General features: G+C 63.3%; 21 protein-coding genes and 1 pseudogene. 10 read left to right on the top strand and 12 right to left on the bottom strand.

What is annotated here, in order from left to right:
• Positions 1-118 precede the first annotated feature (118 nt).
• Together V1293_RS04290 and V1293_RS04285 are read right to left on the bottom strand one after the other, a co-directional pair.
• The gene (locus V1293_RS04290) at positions 119-517 is read right to left on the bottom strand and encodes a DUF2306 domain-containing protein (protein ID WP_334506980.1); all 399 of its coding nucleotides are present in this window, start codon (positions 515-517) and stop codon (positions 119-121) included.
• 240 nt (positions 518-757) lie between these two features.
• Positions 758-1,246, bottom strand: coding sequence for a single-stranded DNA-binding protein (locus V1293_RS04285; protein ID WP_334506979.1), 489 nt, complete (start codon positions 1,244-1,246; stop codon positions 758-760).
• Positions 1,247-1,772: 526 nt separating this feature from the next.
• Between V1293_RS04285 and V1293_RS04280 the strand changes: the two genes are divergently transcribed.
• The 3 genes from V1293_RS04280 to uvrA all read left to right on the top strand — a co-directional run bounded on the left by V1293_RS04280 (position 1,773) and on the right by uvrA (position 6,652).
• The gene (locus tag V1293_RS04280; protein WP_334506978.1) at positions 1,773-2,522 is read left to right on the top strand and encodes an outer membrane protein; all 750 of its coding nucleotides are present in this window, start codon (positions 1,773-1,775) and stop codon (positions 2,520-2,522) included.
• 229 nt (positions 2,523-2,751) lie between these two features.
• The gene (locus V1293_RS04275) at positions 2,752-3,408 is read left to right on the top strand and encodes an outer membrane protein (protein ID WP_334506976.1); all 657 of its coding nucleotides are present in this window, start codon (positions 2,752-2,754) and stop codon (positions 3,406-3,408) included.
• A 262-nt stretch (positions 3,409-3,670) separates the two neighbouring features.
• On the top strand, positions 3,671-6,652 hold the full coding sequence (gene uvrA, locus V1293_RS04270) for an excinuclease ABC subunit UvrA (RefSeq protein ID WP_334506974.1): 2,982 nt from the start codon (positions 3,671-3,673) through the stop codon (positions 6,650-6,652).
• A 136-nt stretch (positions 6,653-6,788) separates the two neighbouring features.
• Here the strand turns inward: uvrA and V1293_RS04260 are convergent, their stop codons facing one another.
• A complete protein-coding gene (locus V1293_RS04260) occupies positions 6,789-7,115 on the bottom strand; it encodes a PRC-barrel domain-containing protein (RefSeq protein ID WP_334506972.1) in 327 nt (108 codons plus the stop codon).
• A 186-nt stretch (positions 7,116-7,301) separates the two neighbouring features.
• Between V1293_RS04260 and V1293_RS04255 the strand changes: the two genes are divergently transcribed.
• The gene (locus V1293_RS04255) at positions 7,302-7,865 is read left to right on the top strand and encodes a hemerythrin domain-containing protein (protein ID WP_334506970.1); all 564 of its coding nucleotides are present in this window, start codon (positions 7,302-7,304) and stop codon (positions 7,863-7,865) included.
• Between the two features lie 38 nt (positions 7,866-7,903).
• On the opposite strand, the gene V1293_RS04250 is transcribed toward V1293_RS04255, so the two are convergent.
• From V1293_RS04250 to V1293_RS04240, 3 genes and pseudogenes are all read right to left on the bottom strand, one after another.
• Positions 7,904-8,851, bottom strand: a complete 948-nt coding sequence (locus tag V1293_RS04250; RefSeq protein ID WP_334506967.1) for a YVTN family beta-propeller repeat protein — start codon at positions 8,849-8,851, stop codon at positions 7,904-7,906.
• Positions 8,852-8,853: 2 nt separating this feature from the next.
• Positions 8,854-9,396 (bottom strand): SRPBCC family protein, encoded by a 543-nt coding sequence (locus tag V1293_RS04245; protein ID WP_334506965.1) that lies wholly within the window; start codon positions 9,394-9,396, stop codon positions 8,854-8,856.
• Between the two features lie 152 nt (positions 9,397-9,548).
• Positions 9,549-10,324 (bottom strand): annotated as a pseudogene (locus tag V1293_RS04240) (AAA family ATPase).
• 79 nt (positions 10,325-10,403) lie between these two features.
• Here V1293_RS04240 and V1293_RS04235 point away from each other — a divergent pair.
• Together V1293_RS04235 and V1293_RS04230 are read left to right on the top strand one after the other, a co-directional pair.
• On the top strand, positions 10,404-10,727 hold the full coding sequence (locus tag V1293_RS04235) for a hypothetical protein (protein ID WP_334506963.1): 324 nt from the start codon (positions 10,404-10,406) through the stop codon (positions 10,725-10,727).
• A 94-nt stretch (positions 10,728-10,821) separates the two neighbouring features.
• Complete coding sequence (locus V1293_RS04230) at positions 10,822-10,995, top strand: hypothetical protein (RefSeq protein ID WP_334506961.1); 174 nt, start codon at positions 10,822-10,824, stop codon at positions 10,993-10,995.
• A 3-nt stretch (positions 10,996-10,998) separates the two neighbouring features.
• Here V1293_RS04230 and recJ read toward each other — a convergent pair whose 3' ends face one another.
• The gene (recJ, locus tag V1293_RS04225; protein ID WP_334506959.1) at positions 10,999-12,840 is read right to left on the bottom strand and encodes a single-stranded-DNA-specific exonuclease RecJ; all 1,842 of its coding nucleotides are present in this window, start codon (positions 12,838-12,840) and stop codon (positions 10,999-11,001) included.
• A gap of 312 nt (positions 12,841-13,152) precedes the next feature.
• On the opposite strand from recJ, the gene V1293_RS04220 reads away from it, so the two are divergent.
• From V1293_RS04220 to V1293_RS04210, 3 genes are all read left to right on the top strand, one after another.
• On the top strand, positions 13,153-14,247 hold the full coding sequence (locus V1293_RS04220; protein WP_334506957.1) for a methyl-accepting chemotaxis protein: 1,095 nt from the start codon (positions 13,153-13,155) through the stop codon (positions 14,245-14,247).
• Positions 14,248-14,370: 123 nt separating this feature from the next.
• The gene (locus V1293_RS04215) at positions 14,371-14,598 is read left to right on the top strand and encodes a hypothetical protein (RefSeq protein ID WP_334506955.1); all 228 of its coding nucleotides are present in this window, start codon (positions 14,371-14,373) and stop codon (positions 14,596-14,598) included.
• Between the two features lie 115 nt (positions 14,599-14,713).
• Positions 14,714-14,887 (top strand): type II toxin-antitoxin system RelE/ParE family toxin, encoded by a 174-nt coding sequence (locus V1293_RS04210; RefSeq protein ID WP_334506953.1) that lies wholly within the window; start codon positions 14,714-14,716, stop codon positions 14,885-14,887.
• Positions 14,888-14,921: 34 nt separating this feature from the next.
• Here the strand turns inward: V1293_RS04210 and V1293_RS04205 are convergent, their stop codons facing one another.
• The 5 genes from V1293_RS04205 to V1293_RS04185 all read right to left on the bottom strand — a co-directional run bounded on the left by V1293_RS04205 (position 14,922) and on the right by V1293_RS04185 (position 20,008).
• Positions 14,922-15,641: a haloacid dehalogenase type II gene (locus V1293_RS04205; protein ID WP_334506952.1), complete on the bottom strand. Its 720-nt coding sequence runs from the start codon at positions 15,639-15,641 to the stop codon at positions 14,922-14,924.
• A gap of 135 nt (positions 15,642-15,776) precedes the next feature.
• Entirely contained in the window at positions 15,777-16,778 is a 1,002-nt protein-coding gene (gene glpX / locus V1293_RS04200) for a class II fructose-bisphosphatase (RefSeq protein WP_334506950.1), read from the bottom strand.
• A 76-nt stretch (positions 16,779-16,854) separates the two neighbouring features.
• Complete coding sequence (locus V1293_RS04195) at positions 16,855-18,174, bottom strand: homoserine dehydrogenase (protein WP_334506949.1); 1,320 nt, start codon at positions 18,172-18,174, stop codon at positions 16,855-16,857.
• Between the two features lie 27 nt (positions 18,175-18,201).
• Positions 18,202-19,422 (bottom strand): LL-diaminopimelate aminotransferase, encoded by a 1,221-nt coding sequence (locus tag V1293_RS04190; RefSeq protein WP_334506947.1) that lies wholly within the window; start codon positions 19,420-19,422, stop codon positions 18,202-18,204.
• Between the two features lie 292 nt (positions 19,423-19,714).
• Complete coding sequence (locus tag V1293_RS04185) at positions 19,715-20,008, bottom strand: hypothetical protein (protein ID WP_334506945.1); 294 nt, start codon at positions 20,006-20,008, stop codon at positions 19,715-19,717.
• Positions 20,009-20,304: 296 nt separating this feature from the next.
• Here V1293_RS04185 and V1293_RS04180 point away from each other — a divergent pair, with 296 nt between their 5' ends.
• Entirely contained in the window at positions 20,305-22,110 is a 1,806-nt protein-coding gene (locus V1293_RS04180; protein WP_334506943.1) for a PHA/PHB synthase family protein, read from the top strand.

Genomic DNA, 22,110 nt, shown 5'->3' with positions numbered 1-22,110 from the left:
TTTTTCCGCTCGTTTTTTCATGGACTTACGGGATCGCCGGGGCGTCCCGGCGGGCTCGCTTGAGGTGGCATTTTCGGGCCCCGCAAAACGGCGCTGGAACAGCGTTTCCTGCATCGGCCTATTGGCCGAAAACCACCGCATGCATGATCCGGCCCGGCAGGAAGGTGAACAGGCCGGCAATGACGAGCGCGCCGAAGAAGATCGACATCATCGCTTTCTTGTGCCCGCTGACATTGTGCCGGCGGGCATGCAGGACCGCGAGCACCAGCATGATCGGCGTGAAGATCGCGAGCAGATGAATCGGGCTGAACGGCCCGACCAGGCGGATCTCATGGATCCAAAACGAACTGATCGCGACCGCAAACATCAGCAGCACCCAGATCCAGCCGATGGTCCGGTGCGGCAACGTTCCCTTTGGCGCAGCGAACTGCACGATGCCGAGCGCAAACGCCGCCATGGCGGCGAAGGCGTGCAGCGGAATCGTCCCGGGGGCCTCCAGCAGCGGCGCGAGGCTCATGGTGGGCGCTCCAGATCCGGTGGGCGTTCGAGGAGCAGCTTAAGTGAAATACCTCATGTAAATATTAATAACATCGTGCGCGGGCGAACCGCCCGCGGGCTCGGATCGCAACGCGTCTACGAGCCGGTTTCAGCGTAATGCGGCTGGTTCTTGCGCCGGCACATAGTCGTAAGCAGGCGTAAACGCCCGTTCTCGCAAGCGAATTTCTTGCAAGCCAATGCGCCGGCCGAGCGGCTCGCGCTAGAACGGGATATCGTCGTCCATGTCGCTGTTGCGGGCGCCGGCCGCGACCGCCCGCCGTGGCGCGGAGCTGGCGGGACCGCTGGAGCCGAAATCGCCGGAATCGTCGGAGCCGAAACTACCGCCACCGCCGCCGCTGCGGCCATCGAGCATGGTCAGGGTCGAGTTGAAGCCCTGCAGCACGACCTCGGTCGAGTATTTCTCGACGCCGCTCTGGTCGGTCCATTTGCGCGTCTGCAGCGCGCCCTCGATGTAAACCTTGGCGCCCTTCTTCAGATACTGCTCGACAATCTTGCAAAGCGGTTCGGAGAAGATCACGACGCGGTGCCACTCGGTCTTTTCCTTGCGCTCGCCGGTGCCCTTGTCGCGCCACGTCTCCGACGTCGCGATGCTCAGATTGGCAATCGGCCGCCCGTCCTGTGTCCGCCGGATTTCAGGATCCTTGCCGAGGTTGCCGACCAGAATCACCTTGTTTACGCTTCCCGCCATCGCCGCTCTCCACTCGATATCGCCGGCAAAAATCACTGGCAAAAATTACCGGTCAGCCCGCTTCATGCCGACCGCCTTGAATTCTTGACCCGTCGCTTGTCCGCCTTCCGCGTCCGTTTCCGGACATTCGAACGACCCTATACACTCGCAGGCTCCGCCGACTTAGCGATCCCTCGGCAAGCCGGCGGTTATCCACATATAGCATCGCCTCGATCAACGTTCCAGCTTTGTTCCCTGCATCAACTGATGTCTGGTCCGATCCTGGCGGTGCAACCCAAGCGCGATTAAAGGGAACTCACGGGAACCGAAAGACTTCCGAAATGGAACCCGAAAGTTCCGCACGATATTGTGAATATGATAGGTAAATCATCAGCTTGGCTAAATAAACTTCGTTTACGCATGTTGCATTCCGGCGACACCATTTCCGGGCGAGTCGCGATATAGAAGTTGTCGAACGGCGCGAATGCTCGCGTCATTTCGAAACGCTTCGGGACCAACGGAAAGCGGAAGAGCTGGAGATAGACCCATGAAAAAGGTTTTCTTGAGTACGGTTGCCCTCATTGCGCTCGCCGCCCCTGCGGCGGCTGCCGACCTCGCGGCGCGTCCTTACACCAAGGCCCCGCCGGCGCCGATCGCGGTCGTGTACGACTGGAGCGGCTTCTACATCGGCGCCAATGGCGGCTGGGGTTCGAGCCGCAAGTGCTGGGACTTCGTGACACCGGCCGGCGCGTTCATCGCGGCCGAGGGGTGCCATGACGCAACTGGCGGTACCGCGGGCGGTCAGATCGGCTATCGCTGGCAAGCCAGCAGCTGGGTGTTCGGTCTCGAAGCGCAGGGCAACTGGGCCGACTTCAGGGGCAGCAATGTGAGCGTGTTCGATCCGACGCTCCGCAATGACTCGCGCATCGATGCGTTCGGCCTGTTCACCGGTCAGGTCGGTTGGGCCGCCAACAACGTTCTGTTCTACATCAAGGGTGGTGCGGCCGTTACGGCGGATCGTTTCCGCCAGTTTGATGTTCCCACCGGTCTGTTGGTTGCCACCACCGGCGACGACACCCGTTGGGGCGCCGTGGTCGGCGCGGGCCTCGAATTCGGCTTCGCCCCGAACTGGTCGGCCGGCGTCGAGTACAATCACCTGTTCATGCAGGACCGCACCCACACCTTCGTCGACACGACTGGTGCCTTCTTCGGCACCGACCGCATCCGCCAGGACGTCGACCTCGTCACCGTTCGCGTGAACTATCGTTGGGGTGGTCCGGTTATCGCGAAGTACTGATCGCTGCGACTGCAAGCGGAATACGGAAAGGCCGGCCTCGCGCCGGCCTTTTTGTTTGGTTGTACCCAGGGATAGTGTTTACCCGCTGCGGTTGCATATTACCTACTTTCGCCGCGGATGTGGTTTTTCGGCGACAGCATTCTGCGAAGACTTCGCGCTATATGCGCAGGCAACCTCAAATTGACTACTCGCGTAGTTGCGTTGGAAATCCCGAAAGAAGGAAAAAGAAGTGAAAAAAGTTCTGTTAACGACGACCGCCCTGATCGCGCTTGGGATCGCCCCCGCGGCCGCCGCGGATCTTGCCGCACGGCCCTACACCAAGGCGCCCGCCGCCGCGATCGCGATCAACAACTGGTCCGGCTTCTACCTCGGCGCGATGGGAGGCTACGCCCAGGAAAATTCCGATGGCATCGGCACGCTGAGCGGCGGCTTCGCCGGCGGCACCGCTGGCTACAACTGGCAGATGGGCAACGTCGTGCTCGGCATCGAAGCGGATGCCGCCTGGGCTGACGTGGGCGCCACCGTGGGCATTGTGGGCCTCGCCTCGGTCAGCGACAAGATTCGCGACATGGGCACCGTTCGTGGCCGCGTCGGCTATGCCTTCGATCAGGTCCTGATCTACGGCACCGGCGGCTACGCCTGGGCCGACAACCGCATGACAGCCACCTTGCTCGGCCTGAGCGCCTCGGACAGCCACTTCCACTCCGGCTGGACCGTCGGCGCTGGTGTCGAGGTCATGTTCGCACCGAAATGGTCGGTCAAGGCCGAGTACCTCTATCGCAGCTTCCAGGGCGAAACCTACAACTTCCCTGGCATCGTCGCGAGCGTTGCGAGCGGAACGCTCAACCTGAACAGCGTTCAGGTCGGCGTCAACTATCACTTCTAAGACTTCCTGCTGAAACTGCCTGCGCCTCCGTTCCGATCAAACCGGAACGGAGGCGTTTTGCTGTGCGGTTCCCGCGGCTGGACCTGCTGACTGCTGCCGCCAAAAATGCGCCAATTCAAACAATCGGTTGATGATTCGTTCGCGGCACTGGAAATTCCTCGTCGTTCTTCCTACGTTCCGAGATCATCGGCGCCTGATCCCGGCCTGCCCGGCAATGCGCGCCCAACGTGGCGCGTCTTCCCACGCGCCTGGAAATGCCGATATGGATGAAGTGCTCAGGGCGAAGCGCCAACCACCCGCCGGCTCCGCATCGCGTGCGATAACCATCCGCGGCGCGCGCGAGCACAATCTCAAGAACGTCGATCTCGAAATTCCGCGCGACAAGCTCGTCGTGTTCACCGGCCTCTCCGGCTCCGGCAAATCCTCGCTCGCCTTCGACACCATCTATGCCGAAGGCCAGCGCCGCTATGTCGAATCGCTCTCGGCTTACGCGCGCCAGTTCCTCGAGATGATGCAGAAGCCTGATGTCGACCAGATCGACGGCCTCTCGCCCGCGATTTCGATAGAGCAGAAGACCACGTCGAAGAATCCGCGCTCCACCGTCGGCACCGTCACCGAGATCTACGACTACATGCGCCTGCTGTGGGCGCGCGTCGGCGTGCCCTATTCGCCCGCCACGGGGCTGCCGATCGAAAGCCAGATCGTGTCGCAGATGGTCGACCGCGTGCTTGATCTGCCCGAAGGCACCCGCCTCTATCTGCTCGCGCCGGTCGTGCGCGGCCGCAAGGGCGAGTACAAGAAGGAGCTCGCCGAATGGCTCAAGAAGGGCTTTCAGCGCGTCAAGATCGACGGCACCTTCTACGAGCTTTCGGAAGCGCCGACGCTCGACAAGAAATTCCCGCACGACATCGACGTGGTGGTCGACCGCATCGTGGTCCGCCCCGACCTCGGCCAGCGCCTCGCCGAAAGCTTTGAGACAGCGCTGAAGCTCGCCGAAGGCCTTGCGGTCATCGAATACGCCGATGCCCCGGCGGGCGCGCCCGCGGCCGAGGACAAGAAGAAAACGGCGAAAATCCACGACAAGAGCGGGCCCGAGCGGATCCTGTTTTCGGAAAAATTCGCCTGCCCGGTTTCCGGCTTCACGATCCCCGAGATCGAGCCGCGGCTGTTCTCGTTCAACAACCCCTATGGCGCCTGCCCTGCCTGCGGCGGCCTCGGCGTCGAGCAGCACATCGACGAGGACCTCGTCATTCCCGACAAGGAGATGACCCTGCGCAAGGGCGCGATCGCGCCGTGGGCGAAATCCTCCTCGCCCTATTACATCCAGACGCTGACCGCGCTCGGCAAATTCTACAAGTTCACGCTCGACACCAAGTGGAAAGACCTGCCGAAGAAGACGCAGGCAGCCCTGCTGCACGGCTCCGGCGACGACGAGATAAAATTCTCCTATGAGGACGGCGTCCGCTCCTACGACACCAAAAAACCCTTCGAGGGCGTCATCACCAATCTCGAGCGCCGCTACCGCGAGACCGAGAGCGAATGGGCGCGCGAGGAACTGGCAAAGTATTTCTCCGACATTCCCTGCGCCGGCTGCAACGGCCATCGGCTGAAACCCGAGGCGCTGTGCGTCAAGATCGGCGGCAAGCATATCGGCGAAATCTCGGAGTTGTCGGTGCTTCGCGCCGGCGAATGGTTCGAGACCGTGCCGAAAGCGCTGAACGCGCAGCAGAACGAGATCGCCACGCGCGTGCTGAAGGAGATCCGCGAGCGGCTCTCGTTCCTGCTCGACGTCGGCCTGAACTATCTCACGCTGTCCCGCGCCTCCGGCACATTGAGCGGCGGCGAGAGCCAGCGCATCCGCCTCGCCTCCCAGATCGGCTCGGGGCTGACCGGCGTGCTCTATGTGCTGGACGAGCCCTCGATCGGCCTGCACCAGCGCGACAACGCGCGACTATTGGAGACGCTGAAGCGGCTGCGCGACCTCGGCAATACCGTGATCGTGGTCGAGCATGACGAGGACGCGATACGTCTGGCGGATTACGTGCTCGACATCGGCCCCGGCGCCGGCATGCATGGCGGCCACATCGTGGCGCAGGGCACGCCCGCCGAGATCATGAAGAACCCGAACTCGCTGACGGGCAAATACCTCACCGGCGAGATGTCGGTGGCGATCCCCGAGCGCAAGCCGCCGAACCACAGGCGAACCATCAAGGTCGTCAACGCCCGCGGCAATAATCTCAAAAACGTCTCGGCGGAGATTCCGTTGGGGCTGTTCACCTGCGTCACCGGCGTGTCCGGCGGCGGCAAGTCGACGCTCTTGATCGACACCCTCTACAAGGCGATCGCCCGCAAGCTGAACAATGCCAGCGAAGGCGCCGCCCCGCACGACCGCATCGAGGGGCTGGAGCATATCGACAAGATCATCGACATCGACCAGTCGCCGATCGGCCGCACCCCGCGCTCCAACCCCGCGACCTATACCGGCGCCTTCACGCCGATCCGAGAATGGTTCGCCGGCCTGCCCGAAGCCAAGGCGCGCGGCTATGAGCCGGGACGGTTCTCCTTCAACGTCAAGGGCGGCCGCTGCGAGGCCTGCCAGGGCGACGGCGTCATCAAGATCGAGATGCACTTCTTGCCCGACGTCTACGTCACCTGCGACACCTGCAAGGGCAAACGCTACAACCGCGAAACGCTGGAAGTCCTGTTCAAGGGCAAGAGCATCGCCGACGTGCTCGACATGACGGTGGAAGAAGCCGCCGAATTCTTCAAGGCCGTCCCGCGCGTCCGCGAGACTTTCAAGACGCTGCACCGTGTCGGCCTGGACTATATCCATGTCGGCCAGCAGGCCACCACCCTCTCCGGCGGCGAAGCCCAGCGCGTCAAGCTGGCGAAGGAGTTGTCAAAGCGCGCCACCGGCCGCACGCTCTACATCCTGGACGAACCGACCACGGGCCTGCACTTCCACGACGTCGCCAAACTCCTGGAAGTGCTGCACGAGCTGGTTTCGCAGGGAAATACCGTGGTCGTGATCGAGCACAATCTGGAGGTCATCAAGACCGCCGACTGGGTGATCGACCTCGGCCCCGAAGGCGGCGACGGCGGCGGCGAAATCGTCGCCTGGGGCCCGCCGGAAGACATCGTCAAGGCGCCGCGGAGCTACACGGGGAAGTTTCTGGCGCCGGTGCTGAAGAAGGCGGATGGGAAGCCGAGGAAGAGCAGTAGCGCGAGCGAGGCGGCGGAGTGAGGACAAACCCGTCCGGATCATCACAAAACTCCTGCATGACCTTGTAGTGATCGGTCTCCCGCCCGGTCACTGGCTCCAGCCCATACGTCGTCGGCCGCAGCAGTCGCACGTTCGGATACGCCATCGAGGCGTCGCCCTACACGCCCCAGTAGCGCGGGTGCGGGCGTGAGCGGTCGCCCCAGTCGAAGGCGTCATCATCGAGCTCGGACGGGCCCGCGCGCAGCTCATCCAGCGTCACGTCGGATTGGTAGACCTGACGCGCGGAATCAAACCGGAGTGCGTCCCACCGGATCGGACAATGATGGTGGCTGCCGAGCAGCCCTCCGGTTTTGATCACGGCATAGGCCACCGTTCCGCTCACCTTGTCGAGCATCAGCCGTTCGATTAAGCCGAGCTTTGTGCCGTCGCGCCCGTAAACGCTCACGTGCTCGACGCGGTCACTGGGCACCAGGGTATGAGGCATGGCGTCCTCCCTGTTTTCTCTCGTTCTCTTGGTATTATAGCACAAACGAGGCCGGGCATGTGCGGGCGTCCAATCTGCCGCGCTGCACCAATGCGGGCTGGGCTCTTTCCGCTGCGGTTTTGATCCAGCGCAAACACCGTGACGGTTTTAGGCTTAATCTGATGGTTCACGCTGTGGATCACGGCAATGATCATCGAGTTGCTAACCCGCGAACACCGCAATATCGAACGTCTGCTCGCCGTCCTCGAACACGAGCTGGACATTTTCGATCGCGCAGACCGGCCGGACTATGAGGTTATCCGGGCCATCATTGCCTATTTCGAAGTCTATACCGAGATGTACCACCATCATCAGGAAGACCGGGTCTTTGCAAAGCTGAAAATTCGCGATCCCGTTGCCGCGGCGAAAGTCGGCGATCTCGCGCGTGAGCATCAAAAAGGGGCCGAGCGTTTGCGCCGCGTAGCAAAAACGGTAGACGGTGTGCTCGCGGATCGCGAATTCCTTCGCCATGACGTGGACACCATCGTTCGCGATTTCCTGGAGCACGAGCGCCGTCACATCGCGATGGAGGATCGCGATTTCTTCCCTGCGGCCCTGAAGGCATTGCGGCCTCCCGATTGGGCTGAAATCGCTTCGGCCTTGTCCTCTCATAAGGACCCACTGTTCAGCGATGCCACGGAAACGAGATTCGAGGCGCTACGAGCACATATCTTGCAGTTGGAGCAGGAGGCCGAAGCCGAACGACGTTAGTCGAACATGGCCCTCTATCCTGCGCCTCCGTCCGCAAGCTACCGCCGCAGAAACGCCCCGAACGCCCGCGGCCCGTCGCCGACCTTGATCTCGCCGGTCACCTTCAACTCGACCGCATCGATCACGCTGATCGAGTTGCTTTCCCAGTTCGCCACGATGATCCGCCGGCCGTCCGCCGTCGCGGCGATCCCTTCCGGGTAATCGCCCACATTGATGCGCCTGACCGGCTTAAGCGTTAGGAGATCGAACACGCTGACGGTGCCGTCATACTGGTCGGTGACAAAGCCGCGCCCTTGCGCGAGTGCGACCGCATAGGGGCGCAAGCCCGTCTTCACGCGCCCGATCTCGCGGGCCTCGGCGACGTCAATGACCGAGACGTCGTTCGAGCCGACATTGGCGGTGTAGGCGCGCCGGCCCTCGGCGTCGATGGTGATGCCAAACGGGCGCTCCCCGACCTTGATCGTCGCCCGCCGCGCGCGCGTCGCGGTGTCGATGACGGACACGCTGTCGGCGTCGCGGTCCGCGGAAAGCAGGAGCCGCCCGTCCGGCGTCACCGCAAGTCCCGACGGCGAGGCGCCGACCGCAATATCGGCTATCACGCGCAGCTCTTTCGGATCGATCACCCGCACCGCCGCGGCGTACCAGTCGGCCACGTAGACTGTGGCGCCATCCGGCGCCACGGCGACGCCGAGCGGACCACCGCCGATGTTGATCCTGCCTATGATCCGGCGTGCGGCGGCATCGACCACCGTCAGCGCCTTGGCGTCGGGGCTCGTCACATAGGCGAGGCGTCCATCCGGCGTGATGGCTATGCCCGCAGGCTTGCCGCCGATTGCGATGGTCGCGACCGGCTGCAGGGATGTGAGATCCACGACCGTCAGGTTTTCGCTGAGCTGATTGGTGACGAAGGCTTCGTCAGCCCGCGCCTGCCCGGCCAAAGCCGCGCCGATGCTGGCGACGAGCGCCGCCAGAGCAATCGTCCGCACGATCAGCTTCCGCTTTCGACCTTCTTCTTCAGCGCCTCGAGGCCCGCTCTATAGAGCCCGCTCACCGCCTTCACGGCAGCCTCGTCGCTCAGTTCCGGCGGCGGATCGTTGTTGGGAAAGCCGCGATAGAACGCGCCGGCCCACTCCAGGCTGCTCCCCTTGCCGTCGGCGCTGGGCGTCACCGTCAGGGTGGACGAATAGTTGGTGACCGGCAGCACCTTCACATCCACGGCGGTGATCCGGTACGAATAGGTCATCCTCTCGGCATCGTACTTGTAGAGTTCCTCATCGACGGTCGCACCATCAGCCAGCGTCAACCGCCGCGTGGCCTCGATCGCGTTGCCTTTGTCGCCCTCGGTCTTGCTGACCGGCGGCAACCAGCCCATGTCCTGGAAATTGCCGATCGCGGCCCAAACCTTGGCCGGCGGCGCGTTGATCTCGATCGATTCCCGCACCTTCTGGCGGGTTGGCCCGTGCGCCCAGGCCGCCCCCGCTACGGCCAATGCCGCCATCACAGCCGCAGCCTTCGCAATCGTCGCTCTCATGTCGTTTCCCCATTGTCTCGTTGGCCCGCGCGGACACGGGCTGCGATATTGTAACGCATTCTCGTGGCAAAGAAGGCCGGTTCGTGGCGCGGGCCCGAAGCAGCCCTATTTCGGAAAGGCGGGCACCGCGGGTCAACGCCCAGTTCCGCGCCTCACTCCTCCATCGCCGCTTCCACGAACCCCGCCGGGTCCTCGCAAAATTCCCGCATGACTTTGTAGTGGTCGGTATCCTTCACCGTCACCGGCTCCAGCCCATATTTCGTCAGCCGCAACAGCCTCGCGTTCGGGTAGGCCATCAGGACAGGCGAATGCGTGGCCATGATGATCTGGCAATGGCCGATATTTTCCATCCGCCGCATCAGCTTCAAAAACTCGATCTGTCGCGCGGGCGACAGCGCGGATTCCGGTTCGTCGAAGATGAAGATGCCCTGCTTCTGGCAACGCTCCTCGAAGAAACGTAAAAACCCTTCACCGTGGGAATGGGACAGGAAGTCCGGCGGAGGGCCTCCTCCCATTGGATATTTCTGGGCCATCTCGTCTAAGTATCGGGCAACCGAGAAAAAGCTTTCGGCGCGGAAAAACCAGCCATTGGTGATTTTGGGTAGCCAGCTCGCCCGCAACGCGTTGGACAATTGCCCCCCATTTTTTCCAACGCCCATGAGTGGTCGACCGTCATGTACCCCTTGCCGCCCCCGGCTTCGTCGTAGCCGGCGAGCACGGCGATGCCTTCCAGCAAGGTGGATTTCCCCGTCCCATTCTCGCCCACGATGATCGTGATCGCCCTGTCAAAACTCAGTTCAAAATCGTGGCGCAGCAAAGGCAGGCAGAACGGATAGGCCTCGCGGTTGGTGATCCGCGACGGCTCGAGCCAGATGCGCTTGAGATACGGCGCCGGCAGATTGATCGGGCGATTTCGTCTGGAAGCCATCGGCTCGGATCCTGGAAACAAAGTCGTTCGTTACGGTTATACGGGGATTGTCGTACAATCCTAGATGGCGGGCCGCCCGATGCAAAGCGCCACCTACACCATCTTCCGCAACGCCATCCTTGGCGAGCAGCAGGTCGTCTGCCGCTATGACGGCCGCCTCCGCGAACTGTGCCCGCACATCATCGGAACCAACAGGCGCGGTGAAGCGGTCGTGCTGGCCTGGCAGTTCGCCGGCGAAAGCTCAGGCCCGCTGCCGCAATGGCGCTGCCTGAAGCTCGCGAACGTCAGCAAGGCCCGCCCGCGCTCCGGCCGCTGGCATGAGGGCAGATCGCACCAGACGACGCAGACCTGCGTCAGCGACATCGATCTCGACATCAACGTCCACGTCCGCAAGCGGCGTTGAAGCGACGCTGCGCAGAACGAGCGTCGCGAGATCGCGAAGTTATATTCGTTGGTAGCCCGGATGAGTGAGCAGAGTCGAGGAGAGGCGCGGTGACTTGGGCCGTGCGGCAACGTCCCGTTTCCTCTCCCCGCTCATCAAACCGGACGTGCCGATTTCCGGCATCCGGCTTTCCGACTGGTTTCATCGCACAGCACACGGGCTCAACAGCGACGTGGAAAATCAACATAACGAACTGCTGATTGATTTCTTCGCTCGTCATTTGACGTAGAGGTTACCGGATCACGGCCGGTCCCGGATCCGGCACCGCGACGTCGGTGACGCGCAACTGCACGCGTTCCGAGCCCTGAAAGCGATCGACCGCAAGCGATCCTGCCACATGCAGCGGCTGGCCGCGGTTCTGCGTCAGCGCGTGACCGAGCTTCTGCCCGACCGAGCGGAACGCGATGCCGTTGACGATGGCGCCATCGCCGGACTTGAAGCGCACGCGCAGATGCGCCTGTCCCACTTCGTCGGCATAGACGAGCTGATGCGCCGGCAGCGCGATCACGGGCTCCGGATTGGCCGCCCCGAACGGCCCGGCGCGGTTCAGCATGTTGGCGAATTCCACCGTCACGCTGCGCGCGCTCACCGCGCCGTCGATGAACAGCTCGTGCTCGTGACGGGAATTGGCGACGTCCTCGGCCAGCGCACTTTCCATGAAGGCGCGAAACTCCGCGAGCTTCTCCTTGCGCAGCGTCACGCCCGCGGCCATGGCGTGGCCGCCGCCCTTCATCAAGAGCCGCTCCTTCACCGCCTGCCGCACGGCCTTGCCGAGATCGACGCCCGAGATCGAGCGGCCAGAGCCGGTGCCGATGCCGCCCGGCTCCAGCGCGATGGCAAAGGCGGGGCGCGCAAATTTCTCCTTCAGGCGCGACGCCACCAGCCCGACAATGCCGGGATGCCAGCCTTCGGCGGCGGTCACGATCACCGCGCCCTTGTCCTCAAGCCCGAGCGAGGCCAGCGCCTCGGCCTCGGCTTGCGCTTCGGCCGCCTGCTCGATGATGCGGCGCTCGCTGTTGAGCCGGTCGAGTTCAGCGGCGATCCGCGCAGCCTCCGAGATGTCGCCTTCCAGCAGCAGCCGCACCCCGAGATCGGCGCGCCCGATCCTTCCGCCCGCATTGATGCGCGGCCCCAGCATGAATCCGAGGTGCCAGGCTTCGGGCGGACCGTTCAGCCGCGCCACGTCCATCAGCGCGGTATGGCCGACATGGTCGCGGCGGCGCATCGCGATCAGGCCCTTGGCGACGAAGGCGCGGTTGAGCCCGGTCAGGGGCGCGACATCGGCGACGGTGCCAAGCGCCACATGGTGCAGCATGCCCAAAAGATCCGGCTCCGGCCGTTCGGCATTCCAGAAGCCGCGGCCGCGCAATTCCCGGTTCACCGCCACCAGCGTGATCAGCACGAGGCCGACCGCGGCGAGATGGCCGAGGCCAGAGAGATCGTCCGGCCGGTTCGGGTTCACCAGCGCATCGACCTCAGGCAATTCTTCAGCAGTCTGGTGGTGGTCGATAACCACGACCGACATGCCGAGCTTCTGCGCTTCCGCCAACGGCTCAAGGCTGGTGGTGCCGCAATCGACGGTGACGAGCAGTGTCGCGCCCCTGGCTGCGAGCGCGCGCACCGCCTCGGTATTGGGTCCATAGCCCTCGAAGATGCGGTCGGGGATGTGGATCAGCGGATCGAGCCCGCAATGGCGCAAATGCCAGGCCAGCAGCGCCGCCGAGGTCGCACCATCGACGTCGTAATCGCCGAAGATCGCGATCTTCTCGGCGCGCGCGGCCGCGTCGGCAATGCGCCGCGCCGCCGTCTCCATCGCCGTCACGGTGTGGGGATCGGGCATCAGTTTACGGATGGTCGGATCGAGAAAATCCTCGACCTCATCGATCCCGACATCGCGGCCCGCCAGCACGCGCGCCAGCATCTCCGGCAATTGGTAGCGCTGCGTGATCGCCAGCGCCCGCGCAGCCCCCCGCGCATCGAGCCGGTCGCGCCACAATTTGCCGGTCGCTGAACGCGACACGCCGAGAAACGCCGGTGGCAGTTCAACGGGAAGTGCGGATGCGGGAAGCGTCATGATCCCTTCGAGAAATAGGGGCAAAGCGGCCCTTCGGCAAACGCAAAGCAAGGCCGATGGCGTGTGTGGCAGCGCGCGAATCGCTGTGGCCAGGCTGACACAGCCTCGGCCACGTCAGCTTTGAGCCTATGCCGACATAAACGACTTGCACAAAGAAGATGCAACTTGTCCCCGTAATACTACCCGCAGGCCGGCGGAAATTAAACCAATCGTTAGCCATGATCCCCGACAAAGGAGTCAAACACGCTCCCGTTGAGTCCCGCCGATCCGCAGAAGATCGACATCAGCACAAAGACTGAGGAATTCCCGCCAATGTCCGTCGCGCTTCGCTCTCCGACCGCAACGACCGCAAAACAGTCAGTCAACGCAGCGGGCGCCGAGGATGAAGCCGACGTTTCCGCGCTGATCGCCAGATTGACCGCCGAGGTCAATCAGGTCGCCTGCGAGAAAACCAAGTCGATCCAGAAGATCACCAACCAGATGAAGATGCTGGCGCTGAACGCGCTGATCGAGAGCTCGCGCGCCGGCGCCCAGGGCGCGGGCTTTGCCGTGGTGGCGCAGGAAGTCCGCAACGTCGGCCAGCAGGTCGAGACCATCGCCCGCGAGCTTGAAAGCCAGCTCACCAACCGGACCGGCAATCTGATGACCTCGATCGCGCAGATGGCCGACCGCTCGCGCGGCGAGCGCATGGTCGATCTGTCGCTGAACGCCATCGAACTGATCGACCGCAACCTCTATGAGCGTACCTGCGACGTGCGCTGGTGGGCGACCGATTCCGCCGTCGTGGATTGCGCCGCCGAGCCAAGCGCCGCCGCCGTCAGCCATGTGTCCGAACGAATGGCGGTGATCCTCGGCGCCTATACCGTCTATCTCGATCTCTGGCTGTGCGATCTCGACGGCAATGTGCGCGCCAACGGCCGCGCCGATCGCTTTGGCGTCGTCGGCCAGAACGTGGCGCACACAAAATGGTTTCGCGCTGCGCGAGCCTTGCGCTCCGGCGACGACTACGCCGTCGGCGATGTCGAATGCCAGCCTTTGCTCGGCAATTCTCAGGTCGTGACCTATTGCGCCAGCGTGCGCGAAGGCGGCAAGGCAAACGGCAAGCCGACCGGCGTGCTGGCCATCCATTTCGACTGGGAGCCGCAGGCCCGCGCCATCGTCCAGGGCGTGCGCGTCGGCGCCGCCGACAAGGCCCGCGTGCTGCTGGTCGATTCAAATTTCCGGGTGATCGCCGCCTCCGACGGCCAGGGCCTGCTCACCGAACGCATCTCGCTTCCACTGGAGGGGCGCCGCTCCGGCTTCCATCAGGACCGTTCCGGCGCGCTGGTGGCGTTCCACGCCACGCCAGGGTACGAGACCTATAAGGGCCTTGGCTGGTTCGGCGTGATCCAGGGCGGGGCTGGATAGATAGTCCGCGCTACTGCGACAGGAACTACGGTGGGCATGCATCGTTGCGTCAGGGCAGAATAAGACGCCTACATTTTTCCCTGAAATCCTTCCCCCCGCCAGGGAAACGCCTATCTTTCAACCATGACCAAACTGCTTGAACATGCAGTCGACAGCGTTCGCGCCCTCCCCCCCGAGGTGCAGGATGAACTTGCGCGCCTGCTTTTGCAGGTGGCCGGCGAGCAGCAACCCGTTATTCAGTTGACGTCCGAAGAACGCGCTGACCTTGCCGAGGCCGATGCGGAGATCGCGCAGGGTGAGTTCGCCACAGACGAACAGATGCGTTCGATCCTTGCAAAGCGTCCTGTGTGAGGTTGCGCGTCACAAAGCGCGCGGCGACACAGATCGAGAAGGCGTTTGACTATATCGAGTCGGATTCGCCCCAAGGGCAAATCATGTTCGCGAGCGGATCCAAACTCTTTTCCGTTTGCTGGCGCAGCACCCATACGCAGGGCAAGCGACCGACCTTCCAGGCGTGCGGCGCCTCACTCTCACCCCTTATCCCTATCTGATTTTTTACCGCGTCACCGATAGCGAGGTTATCGTTCAGCGTATGCGCCACACATCGCGCCGGTCGCGCTCCGCGTCAGGTACGCCATAAAAAACAATGCGCCGCGCCCGGGACACGAACCAGCTCAGCACCCCAGCCGGTCGGCGATGCCGCCGAAATCCTTGGCGACGATGTCCCAGTCGCCTTTGGCCTCGAAATCATATTTCTGGTGCGGGCCGTATTCGGTGGGACGCGCCACGAAGGCGGTTTTCAGACCGAGCTTTTGCGCGGCCTTCAGATCGTTGTTATGGGCGGCGACCATCATCACCTGCTCCGGCGGCAGGCAGAGCAGTTTTGCGGCGCCGAGATAGGTTTCGGGATCGGGCTTGTAGTGTTCGAACAGTTCCGCCGACATCACGAGGTCCCACGGAAGGCCGGCGAATTTTGCCATGTTGGTCAGCAGCGCGACGTTGCCGTTGGAGAGCGGCGAGATGATGTATTTTTTCTTGAGCCGCGCCAGCCCGGGCACACTGTCGGGCCACGGATGCAGGCGGTGCCAGCCCATCGTCAGATAATGCAAATCGGCGTCGCTCAGTTCCTTGATCGAGAACTCGGCGACCAGTTTTTCCAGCGACCGCCGATGCAGCGTGTCCAGTATCTGATAGCCACGTTCGGGATGCTTGCGCACCTCATCCATCGAGGCCATGTAGACGCCGCGCCAGCCGTCGACCAAAGCGGTCCAGTCGGCCTTGATGCCCGAGGTGTCAGACCATTTGGTGAAATCGTTGATGAGGCTGGTGCGCCAGTCGACGACGGTGCCGAACACGTCAAACACCAGCGCCTTCACCGCGGATACGTCGGACATGCGAGCCTCTCCTTTTTTCTTTCCGTCATTCCGGGGCGCGCGCAGCGCGAACCCGGAATCTCGAGGTTCTCAGATGCGCAATTGCGCATCATAGTTCGATGCTTCGCATCGCCCCGGAACGACGAGGGAGAGCACTCAATCCAAATGGAACTTGTCCAACTGCCGGTGCTCGGCCTTGATGTAGCGCACCGTGCCGGTGACCGAGCGCATCACCACCGTTTCGGTCTCGATCACGCCATCCTTGCGGAACTTGACGCCCGTGAGCAGCGAGCCCGTGGTGACGCCTGTTGCCGCGAACAGGCAGTCGCCCCGCACCATGTCCTCGATGCCGTAGATCATCTTCGGATCGGTCACGCCCATCTTGTGCGCGCGCTCCCGCTTCTCGTCGCTGTCGAGGATCAGCCGGCACTGCATCTGGCCGCCGATGCAGCGCAGCGCCGCCGCGGCCAGCACGCCCTCGGGCGCGCCGCCGGTGCCGATATACATGTCGACGCCGGTATTGTCAGGATCGGCGCAATGGATCACGCCCGCCACGTCGCCGTCGGTGATCAGGCGCACCGCAGCGCCGGTCGAGCGGACGCCGGCGATGATCTCGGCGTGGCGCGGGCGATCGAGCACCAGCACCGTGATCGCGCCAGGCTCAACGCCCTTGGCCTTGGCAAGGCGGCGGACGTTGTCAGCCGGCGACGCGTCGAGTGCGACGACACCCTTGTCGTAGCCCGGGCCGACCGCGAGCTTCTCCATGTAGACGTCGGGCGCATGCAACAGCGTGCCGCCATCGGCCATCGCCATGGTCGCGATCGCGCCCGGCATGTTCTTGGCGCAGAGTGTGGTGCCTTCGAGGGGGTCGACGGCGATATCGACCTGCGGACCGGCGTTCAGCCCGACCTTCTCGCCGATGAACAGCATCGGCGCCTCGTCGCGCTCGCCCTCGCCGATCACAATGGTGCCTTCGATCGGCAGCTTGTTGAGTTCGCGGCGCATCGCGTCCACCGCGGCTTGGTCGGCTGGCTTCTCCTGGCCGTGGCCGCGCAGCCGCGCGGCCGAAACCGCGGCACGTTCCGTCACGCGCACGATCTCGAGCGTCAGGATACGCTCCAGCAGCAGTTGCGGCGGAACGGAAATATGGGTCGACATCGGCTTACTCCTTTAAACCTGCACGGGCCCCCGGCCCGATCAATCGTTCAAACGCGCAGCTCATGCAAATCGCACGCTAGTTTTTCTCGATCCGTATCACCTGCGGCCGGCCGCTGATCACCTTGTCGCGCTGTACCGCCTCTAGCGCACGATACACCGCATCCTCTGATGTTGCGTAGGTAATCAGGATGACCGGGACCGGCGACGCTTTTTTCGCGGCACCATTCAGGTCGACGCCCTCCGGATGGCGCTGCACGATCGATTCCAGCGAAATCTTCTGTTCGGCAAGACGCGTTGCGATGGTGGCAGCGGTGCCGGCAAGGTCGCGCGCCATCAGGCGGATGTAGTAGCCGCCCTCATGGCGCTCCATCGGCGCCTTGGTGGTGTCGCGCAACCGATCCACGGGACGTCCGAACGGTTTGGCGCGAATGCCGCGCGCGACGTCGGCGATATCCGCCACGACGGCGGACGCCGTCGCAGCCCCGCCGGCGCCGGGTCCCACCAGCGTGATCGGGGGAATGCCTTCGCCGTCGATGGTGACGGCGTTAGTGACGCCCATCACCTGCGCGATCGAGGACGATTTCGGCACCATGGTCGGATGCACGCGCTGCTCGATGCCCTTGGCAGTCCGCACCGCCACGCCAAGCAGCTTGACTCGATAACCCAGCTCTTCCGCCGCGCGCAGATCTTCCGGCGCGATCGAGGAGATGCCTTCGACATAGACCGCGCTCTGCGCCACCTTGGTGCCGAAGGCGAGGCTCGCCAGGATCGCAAGCTTCTGCGCGGTGTCATGGCCGTCGACGTCGAAGGACGGGTTGGCTTCGGCATAGCCGAGCCGCTGCGCATCCTTCAGGCATTCGGCAAACGATAGGCCCTCCTGCTCCATCCGGGTCAGGATGTAATTGCAGGTGCCGTTGAGGATGCCGTAGACGCGGTTGACGCCGGTGCCGCAAAGCCCCTCGCGAAGGGTCTTGATGACGGGAATGGCCGCCCCGACCGCCGCCTCAAAGTTCAGCGCGCCGCCATTCTTCTCGGCGGCCTTCGCCAGCCGAATTCCGTGCTTGGCAATCAGCGCCTTGTTGGCGGTCACCACCGACTTGCCGGCCTTCAGCGCCGCCTCGATCGCCGACAGCGCCGGCTCGCCGGAGCCGCCCATCAGTTCGACGAAGCAATCGACGTTGGGGTCATTGGCCAGCGCCAGCGGGCTTTTGGCCCAGTCGACACCGCGCAGGTCGAGCGAGCGCTTTTTGGCCTTCGAGCGCGCGGTGACGGCAACGACGCGCACGCCGCGCCCGCTGCGCTCGGACAGCGTCCGCGACTGCTCTTCGATAACGCGGACGACTTCGGCGCCAACAGTGCCGAGCCCCGCGATACCCACTCTCAGGGGTGCGACCATGAATCAGATAACCTGCAGTAAAAGGAATTAGCGCCGGTTGGCGAGAGGAACCACGTTGTGCAACGTTTCAATGCCGCTTTCAAGGAAGCGGCGCACCCCGCGGGCGGCCTGGCGGATACGTTGCTCGTTTTCCACCATGGCGATGCGGACATAGCCCTCGCCATGCTCGCCGAAGGCGACGCCGGGCGAAACCACCACGCCCGACTTCTCCACCATCAGGGTCGCGAACTGCATGCTGCCGACGCCCTCGAAGGTCTTGGGCAGCGGCGCCCAGGCGAACATCGAGGCCTGCGGCGGCGGAATCTCCCAGCCGGCCCGGCCAAACGATTCGACCAGCGCATCGCGGCGCTTGCGGTAGGTGTCGCGCATTTCCTTGATGCAATCGTCCGGCCCGTTCAGCGCGGCGGTGGCCGCCACCTGAATCGGCGTGAACGCGCCGTAGTCGAGGTAGGATTTCACCCGCGCTAGCGCCGCGATGATCCGCTCATTGCCGACGGCAAAACCCATGCGCCAGCCCGCCATCGAGAACGTCTTCGACATCGAGGTGAACTCGACGGTGACGTCGATCGCGCCGGGAACCTGCAGCACCGAGGGCGGCGGATTGTTGTCGTCGAAATAGACTTCGGCGTAGGCCAGATCCGACAGGATGAAGATCTCGTGCTTCTTCGCGAACGCCACCAGATCGCGGTAGAAATCGAGCTCGGCGACATAGGCGGTCGGATTGGAGGGATAGCAGACGATCAGCGCGATCGGCTTCGGGATCGAATGGATGATCGCGCGTTCCACCGCCTCGAAAAACTGCGGCGTCGGCTCCGACGGCACCGAGCGGATCACGCCGCCCGCCATCAGGAAGCCGAAGGCATGAATCGGATAGCTCGGATTCGGGCACAGCACGACGTCGCCGGGCGCGGTGATCGCCTGCGCCACATTGGCAAAACCCTCCTTCGAGCCGAGGGTAGCTACGATCTGCGTGTCGGGATTGAGCTTTACGCCGAACCGCCGCCCGTAATAGGCGGCTTGCGCCTTGCGCAGGCCGTTGATGCCGCGTGAGGCCGAGTAACGATCGGTACGCGGCTTGCCGAGCGTCTCCTTCAGCTTCTCCAGCACATGGGGCGGTGTCGGCAGGTCCGGATTGCCCATGCCCATGTCGATGATGTCGGCCCCGGCGTTCCGCGCAGCCGCCTTGGCCTGGTTGACCTTCTCGAACACGTAAGGCGGTAGACGGCGGATGCGATAAAAATCTTCCATGGGACCCTTGCTCCGACAACCGAGGGGACAGAATCGGGGAACCTTCGCGGCTATCGAAACCGGAACCGGGTTTCGGTCAGAAGTCGCGCTCAATCAATGATTTAGAGCGAATTCAGGCGCGAGATCCTATGAGCTCTGGACCCGCAATGCGGTTGAATTGGGTTCTTTTTACCACGGGAGCCCGGCAGCGCCAGTTTTTATGCCGCTTTCAATGCCGCTTTCAACCCCGCTCCGGACCCGGTCCGGCCACGGCCGGTTCGCGCCAGGACAGCGCGTCAGGACAGCGGCCTTCTCACTTCTTGGCCGGCTTTGCCGGGGTGGAGGCCGTCGCCTGGCGGTCCCGGGCGGCCGTCAATTCTGACTGCATTTTAGCCAGTTCGGCCGGCTTGATCGCCTCCTCGTTGCGGTCCGGCGGCAGGTCATGAACCGGTAGATATCCACCGGCTTCCTTCGGACGCTCGGGTGCGTCAGCCGGCACGCCAAGGCCCGGCATATCCGCGATCTGCGTCGAGCAGCCGCCGAGCGCGAATGCCGACGCGACCAGCGCGGCAATCGACCACAGCCTTATCGTCCGATTGACCGGCATCCGTCCGGAAATCCCCAACTACCTGAACACCGCGCGCGCAACACGATCGCATTTATGCGGTGGTATGAGCTTTGCAACGCCAACCCGTCCCGCGGCGTTGATTTCGCTAGAACCGTTCAAACCATTGTCGCCCGAAACGATTAAAGCCCAAAGAGCAAATGTGATCGGTGCGGCTGCAATGTGTGCAATGGGTCTGAACACGCAAACTTTATCGCAGTGCAGCAGGGTTAACCCCAACCCTCTTGCCGTCAATCAGCGCGGTGACGAATGCGAAATGAAGCTATAGTGTCCTTGCTATGAGTGACGTCAACACCGAAACCCAGGCTCCGAAGACCTTCAACGCCGAAGCCTTCGCCATGAACATCGCCAAGGCGATGGAGACCAGCGGCCAGGCGCTCGCGGCCTATCTTAAGCCGCGCGAGGACGGGGAACCGAAGGACAAGCCGCCCAGCGAAATCGGTGAGGTCATCAAGACCTTCACCAAGGTGGCGGAATACTGGCTGACGGACACGCAACGCGCCGAAGACCTGCAGACCAGGATGGGCAAGGCCTATCTCGATCTCTGGGGCCAGGCCGCGCGCCGAATGGCCGGCGAAGCGGCCAAGCCTGCGATCGAGCCGTCGCCGCGCGACAAGCGTTTCAAGGATCCGGAGTGGAAATCGAACCAGTTCTTCGATTTCGTGCTGCAGCTCTATCTGCTCACCGCGCAATGGGCGCAAGAACTGGTGAAGAACGCCGAAGGCATCGATCCGCACACGCGCAAGAAGGCCGAGTTCTACGTCCAGCAGATCACCAACGCGATCGCGCCGTCGAATTTCGTTTTCACCAATCCCGAAGTGCTTCGCGAGACGCTGGCCTCGAACGGCGACAACCTCGTGCGCGGCATGAAGATGCTGGCCGAGGATATCGAGGCCGGCCGCGGCACGCTGCGCATCCGCCAGTCCGACCCGTCCAACCTCGTCGTCGGCGTCAACATGGCGACGACGCCCGGCAAGGTGATCTTCCAGAACGAGCTGATGCAGCTGATCCAGTACACGCCGACCACGGAGACGGTGCTGCGCACGCCGCTCCTGATCGTGCCGCCCTGGATCAACAAGTTCTACATCCTCGATCTCAAACCGGAAAAATCCTACATCAAATGGTGCGTCGATCAGGGCATCACGGTGTTCGTGATCTCCTGGGTCAATCCGGACAAGGAACTCGGCAGGAAGACCTTCGACGACTACATGAAGCAAGGCCCGCTGACCGCGATGGACGTCATCGAAAAGGTGACGGGCGAGATGAAGGTCCATACCGCCGGCTACTGCGTTGGCGGCACCCTGCTCGCCTCGACGCTGGCCTGGCTCGCCGAAAAGCGGCGCCAGCGCGTAACGTCGGCGACGTTCTTTGCGGCGCAGGTCGATTTCACCCATGCCGGCGATTTGCTCGTGTTCGTCGACGAAGACCAGATCTCGACGCTGGAACGCGAGATGGAAGAAAGAGGCATTCTCGAAGGCAGCAAGATGGCGATGGCCTTCAACATGCTGCGCTCCAATGATCTGATCTGGTCGTATGTCGTCAGCAACTACCTGAAGGGACAGCCGCCCTCCTCGTTCGACCTGCTGCACTGGAATTCCGACGCCACGCGGATGCCGGCCGCCAACCATTCCTATTACTTGCGCAACTGCTATCTGGAGAACCGGCTCTCCTCCGGCAGCATGGTGCTCGACAACACGCTGCTCGACCTGTCGAAGGTCAAGGTGCCGGTCTACAATCTGGCGACCAAAGAGGATCACATCGCGCCGGCGGATTCAGTGCTCTACGGCTCGCAGTTCTTCGGCGGCCCGGTGAAGTATGTGCTGTCCGGCTCCGGCCACATCGCCGGCGTGGTCAACCCGCCGGCCGGCGGCAAGTACCAGTACTGGACCAACGACAACATCAAGGACGTCACGCTCGCCGACTGGATGAAGAACGCGACCGAACACAAGGGTTCGTGGTGGCCCGACTGGCAGCAATGGCTGGAGAGCCTGGACGCCGAGCAGGTGCCTGCGCGCGCCGTCGGCTCCGAGGAGATGCCGCCGATCGAGGACGCACCCGGCAGCTACGTCAAGGTCCGCGCATAG

Source organism: Bradyrhizobium sp. AZCC 1693 (assembly GCF_036924745.1).
Classification (GTDB): domain Bacteria; phylum Pseudomonadota; class Alphaproteobacteria; order Rhizobiales; family Xanthobacteraceae; genus Bradyrhizobium.
Note: the sequence above shows the minus strand (reverse complement) of the source record. Positions and strands in the feature narration are given on the sequence as shown.